Consider the following 5151-nt stretch of genomic DNA (forward strand, 5'->3'; position numbering starts at 1 on the left):
AGTGAGCTCGGCCATGAGCATCTCCACCGTGTAGGACCCCTCGAAGCCGCCCGACTCCACCGCTGAAAGCACCTGCCCCGCCGTCGGAGAGGCGGCCTCTGTGCGCCCCTCCATGCGGTCGGGGGCCGCCATCGAGCCGCCGACGGCGCGGCGCAGGGCGTCGGCCTCCACCGCCGACACCACCTGGGCCACCGTCTGCAGCGTATGGGAAGCGCGCGCGAGCTGGGCCGACCCGGGGCCTCCCGTCTCCCGCACCTCTCCGGCGACGGCGGCCACCACCCCCGCCGCGGCCCGCACCGCGTCCTCGTCCCCTCCCATAAAGCACACGAGGTTGGAGCGGTCGGCGAAGGCGTCGGGACGGGAGAGGTCCCGCACCGCGATCGGCGCCTCCACAGTCGCAAGGTCGCTCACCACCGCCACCGCGTTCAGCTCCCGCGCGAAGCTCGGCGTCGAAGGGGACAAATCCACGAGCAGACACCCCTTCCGCGCCTGCTGCACCAGGCCCTCGTCGTCGAAGTACGCGTCCTCCAGCGCCGTCTGCGACGTGCAGTACGTCACCACGACGTCCGCCTCGCCCACCTCGGCGCGCACGTAGCCCGCTTCCCGCAGCCGCGCGTCCACCATGGCCCCCACGGTCGCATCGCCTCTGTAGGAAAAGGCCGCTTTCCTCGACATGCTCACTCCCCGCCCTTCACTTTCCTTGCGATGCGGTCCGCCACGGACAGCTCCTCGCGCTTGTCCCCTCCCCAGAACACGACGGCTATCATGCCGGGACCCACATGGCTGCCGATGACGGGGCCTATGCTGCTCTCCAAAAACAGGATGCTGTCGTCGTCTTTGGAAAGCTCGCCCTTGAGCCGCTCGGCGTCTTTCGGGCAGTCCGCGTTGCCGATGACCACGCAGCGACCGGGCCGCGAGTCGGCCTTGCGCTTGCGGTAGTACTCCGCCAGCTGCTTGACGCCCTTCTTGCGCCCGCGCGCCACCCCCGTCAGCGCCAGCTTGCCGTCGGCGGTGATGCCCAGCAGCGGCTTGACGTCCAGCTTCGATCCCGCGTACGCCACCGATCCGGGGATGCGGCCGCCCCGCCTGAGCGCCTCCAGATCGTCCACCATAAACTGCGCGTCCACGAAAAAGCGCGCCTCCTCGGCCCAGGCCGCAAGCTCGCGCGCGGTCAGGCCCTGGTCGCGCTGGCGCAGGGCCTCGTGCACCAGCAGGGCCTCGGCCACCGACGCCAGGCGCGTATCCACCAGGTACAGCTCGGCTTCGGGGTGCTCCTCCATGAGCTGGGCGTGCACAAGCTCGGCGGCGTCGTAGCTGCCCGACAGGCCGCTTGAGAAGCTCAGGAACACGGTGGGCACGCCGCTTGCTATGGCGCGCTCGAAGGCCTCGCGGAACACCGGGACGGGCACCTGCGCCGTCGTGGGCTGCTCGCCGTCGCGCATGGCCTGGTAGAAACCGTGCGCCGTCGTGGTCTGATACAGATCGTCGGCATGCTCCCCGTCGCTCATGACGTAGGGGAACTTTATGAGGTCCACCCCTTCGCGGTCCACCACCTCGAAAGGCAGGTCGCAGCAGGAGTCTATGATGAGGTTGCACAGAGGCTTCATGGCCTTTCAGCTTCTCCCTTCCTTAAAAACGCCCGGTCGTCAGCCATTTGCGCGCGACCGCCTACGAGGCGGCCTGCACGCGCACCGGGCCGGTCAGCTTTCCCTTGAGGGCGCTCGCGCACTCGTAGGCTATCCCCACGGCCGGCCCCACGTGCAGCCCGATGACGGGGCTTACGGGCAGCACGCTCACCGCGCGGCCGATCAAAGGCTCCACGACGTCGCGCGCCCAGGCGACCGCCGGGGCGCGGTCCCCTATGTAGTGCACCGCCGCGCGGCGCAGCCCGTGCTCCTCCACGTCGGCCAGAAACGCCTCCGCAATGCGCTCGAGCGCCTTCTTGCGCGTGCGCACTTTCGCGAACGTGGTCGCCTTGCCGTCGATGACCGTGAGGACGGGGGCGAGCCGCACGAGGTTGCCCAGAAGGGCCGCCGCGTTGCCGATGCGCCCGCCTTTCTGCAGGAAGGTCAGGTTCTCCGGCGTGAACAGGAAGCGCGTGCGCTCCACGCCGGCGACGACGGCGGCCGCGCACGCGGCCAAATCTCCCCCGGCGTCGCGCGCCTCCACCGCGTCGAACACCGGCCACGCCTCGTCGTAGCCGCACGACGAGGAGTCCACCAGCGCGTAGGAGAAGCCTATGTTGCGCGCCTTCACCGCGCGCGCGGCGCGCACGGCCCCTTCGTAGGTGCCTGACAGCTCGGAGGAGATGAACACGCCCAGCACCTCGTCGCCGGCCTGCGCGGCGCGCTCGAACGCCTCCTCGAGGGCGTGCTGCGAAGGCTGGCTGGAGGTGGGCAGGTCGTCGGCCATCTCGTGGATGTCGGCGTAGAACGCGTCGAGGTCCATCTCTGCGTCGGCGTACTCGGTCCCGTCGCGGTTCACGAAGAGCGTGACCACCTCGATGCCCGCCTCGCGCGCCGCGTCGGCGGGAATGGAGGCGACCGAATCAGTGATTATCTTGACCATGGCACCCTTTCTCGACGGGGCGCCGGCCAGCCGGCGCCGTGGACTGAAACCAAACTACGCGATGCCCCGCAGCCGCACAACCAAATCGCGGCGCCGCTCAAAAAGACCATACTCCAGCCCCACCGGATAGGTGTGGGCGTTGAGCATTCGCTTCTGGCTCTCGTCGAGCGTCTCCAGCCCCGCCTTCGCGCGCTCGCGCGCCGCCAGCGCGTCGCGCAGCTCGGGCGCGAGCACGCAGCGTCCGCCGCGCGCGAGCGGCTTGAGCAGCGTCTCGAAGCACAGCCCCGAGAGGTTCTTCTGCCGCAGGTCGTCGGCGGGGTCCACGATGACCTCGCGTCCCACGCCGGCGTTCACGTCGAACACCATGTCGCCGGCGATGCGCCCGCTGTCGCAGTAGAAGTAGCGGCGCACGTCCAGCACGCCGGGCGTGGTCAGCTTCGCGGCGGATTCGGATATCTTGAGCCGGTCGGTCCAGGTCCGCTCCCCCGGCTCGCGCGTGGCCGAGAGCTTGTACACGCCCCCCAGCGTGGGCTGGTCGTAGGCGCAGGCCAGCTTCGTCCCCACGCCCCACGAGGCCACCTGCGCCCCCTCGTCGCGGATGGACTGGATGGCGTACTCGTCCAGGTCGTTGGACAAGACGATGCCGCAGTCGGCAAGGCCCGCCTCGTCCAGCATGCGCCGGGCCATCTTGGCCAGCCACGACAGGTCGCCCGAATCGATGCGGATGCCGGCGAGGCGCTCCCCCCGCGCGCGCATCTCCTGCCCCACGACGATGGCGTTTCGCACGCCCTGCTCCACGTCGTAGGTGTCCACCAGCAGCACGCAGTTCTTCGGGAACGCCGCCGCGTAGGCCCGGAAGGCCGAAAGCTCGTCGGGAAAGGACATGACCCAGGAATGCGCGTGCGTGCCCGACACGGGGATGCCGTAGAGCTTGCCGGCCAGCACGTTGGAGGTGGAGGCGCAGCCGCCCACCACCGCCGCGCGGCTGGCCCACAGGCCCCCGCCCGCGCCCTGGGCGCGGCGCAGCCCGAACTCCGCCACCGGCGCCTTGGCCGCCAAGCACACGCGCGCGGCCTTCGTGGCGATGAGCGTTTGGAAGTTCACGCAGTTCAAAAGCGCCGTCTCTATGAGCTGGCAATCCATGATGGACCCGGTCACCCGAACGATGGGCTCGTGGGGGAACACGATGGCGCCCTCCGGGACCGCGTCGATGTCCACGCCCAGCCGAAAGCCGCGCAGGTGCTCGAGGAACGCGGGCTTGAACAGCCTGCCGCCGCCCGGCGCGTCGAGCGAGGCCAAATACGCCACGTCCTCGTCGGTGAAGGCGAAGGAGTCCACCAGATCCGCCAGCTGCGCCATGCCGCAGGCGACGGCGTAGCCGCCCTTGAACGGGTAGTCGCGGAAGTACATGTGGAAGCACGCCTGGGTCCCGGCGCGCCCCGTCTCCCAGTAGCCCTGGGCCATCGTCAGCTGGTACAGGTCGGTGAGCAGCTCGTAGTCCATCTTCATGCGGCGCGGCACCCCCTATTTCCCCTCGCCTTGCGAAGAGGCGCCCTGCGCCCCCTCGCCGCCCGCCTTGTGGCTGCGGCGCCGCGCCCGGCGATGCCCGCCCTCGCCGCCTGCCTGGGTGCGGGCGGCGCCCTGCGCGTCCTCTTTGCCCGCGCGCGGGGCGTCCGCCTGCCTGCGCTGGCGCAAAGCCGACGATTTCTGTCCGGGACGGGGGCCCTGCTTGGCGCCCTGGGGCGCCTGCTTGCGCTGGCCCGAGCGCTTGGGGACGTCCTCGGTGCGGGGCTTGCGGCCCTTGGGGCCGCCCTGCGCGCTCTGGCCCTGCGCGCGCTCCTTCTGGGACGCTCCGCTCTGGCGGCCGCGCGCCGCGCCGGAAGCCTTGGCGGCCTCCTCGCCGCCCACCTTGGTCGAACGCCGCCGCCGGGGCTTGCGGCCCGAGGACGACCCGCCCTCCGCCTTGCCCGCTCCCTTGCCGCCGCGCTTGCCGGCGCCCGCCGCCTTGCGCGCGGCGCCGGCGGCCGCTCGTCCGGTGCGCCGCACAGCCGTGGGGTCGGCCAGCTTGTCGGAGCCGGTGAGCTGGAGGGGGGAGGCGAACGCCGACGCGTCGCCCACCGATCCCATCGTCGCCCGGGCGCAGGCGTCGTCCCACGCGGCCTCGCCCACGGACTTCGGCCGGCTTGCCCCCTCCTCGGGCGGATCGAAGTCCGAAAGCGGCACCTTCACCGGCTTCTCGCCCTCCACCTTGAGCGACACCACCTCGCGCGGCACGTCCAAATCCACCACCTTGGCCGGGCCCGCCGGCGTCTGCACCTGGGAGTTCTGCTTGGGCGCGCGGCTTTTGAAGTCCTTGTAGGCGTCGAACTCGTAGCGAAGGCAGCACATGAGCCGTCCGCACACGCCCGAGATCTTCTGCGGGTTGAGCGAAAGGTCCTGCTCCTTGGCCATGCGGATGGACACCGGGCAGAACTCGCCGCCCAAACGCTTGCAGCACAGCTCCTGGCCGCAGTGGCCCAGGCCGCCCACCATGCGGGCCTCGTCGCGCACGCCGATCTGGCGCATGTCGATGCGCACGTGGAA

5 protein-coding genes are annotated in these 5151 nt (G+C 70.7%); all 5 read right to left on the bottom strand.

Features of this window, described 5'->3' with window-relative positions:
• Nucleotides 1-675, bottom strand: a 675-nt coding sequence (locus ACWKY3_RS02965; RefSeq protein ID WP_449314934.1) for an NAD(P)-binding domain-containing protein, incomplete at its 3' end; no start/stop codon positions are given.
• A gap of 2 nt (nt 676-677) precedes the next feature.
• The gene (locus ACWKY3_RS02970; RefSeq protein ID WP_449314930.1) at nt 678-1607 is read right to left on the bottom strand and encodes a DegV family protein; all 930 of its coding nucleotides are present in this window, start codon (nt 1605-1607) and stop codon (nt 678-680) included.
• 61 nt (nt 1608-1668) lie between these two features.
• Nucleotides 1669-2568, bottom strand: coding sequence for a DegV family protein (locus tag ACWKY3_RS02975; RefSeq protein ID WP_449314931.1), 900 nt, complete (start codon nt 2566-2568; stop codon nt 1669-1671).
• A gap of 54 nt (nt 2569-2622) precedes the next feature.
• Entirely contained in the window at nt 2623-4077 is a 1455-nt protein-coding gene (locus tag ACWKY3_RS02980) for a nicotinate phosphoribosyltransferase (protein ID WP_449314932.1), read from the bottom strand.
• A 15-nt stretch (nt 4078-4092) separates the two neighbouring features.
• Nucleotides 4093-5151: regulatory iron-sulfur-containing complex subunit RicT (gene ricT, locus ACWKY3_RS02985; protein ID WP_449314933.1), on the bottom strand; the 1059-nt coding region annotated here is incomplete at its 5' end.

This window comes from Rubneribacter sp. (assembly GCF_965361815.1).

What these genes read in the sequence shown, in the direction of transcription:
- ACWKY3_RS02970 (WP_449314930.1), bottom strand. Translation starts at nt 1,607, where the DNA reads ATGAAGCCTCTGTGCAACCTCATCATAGACTCCTGCTGCGACCTGCCT.
- ACWKY3_RS02975 (WP_449314931.1), bottom strand. Translation starts at nt 2,568, where the DNA reads ATGGTCAAGATAATCACTGATTCGGTCGCCTCCATTCCCGCCGACGCG.
- ACWKY3_RS02980 (WP_449314932.1), bottom strand. Translation starts at nt 4,077, where the DNA reads ATGAAGATGGACTACGAGCTGCTCACCGACCTGTACCAGCTGACGATG.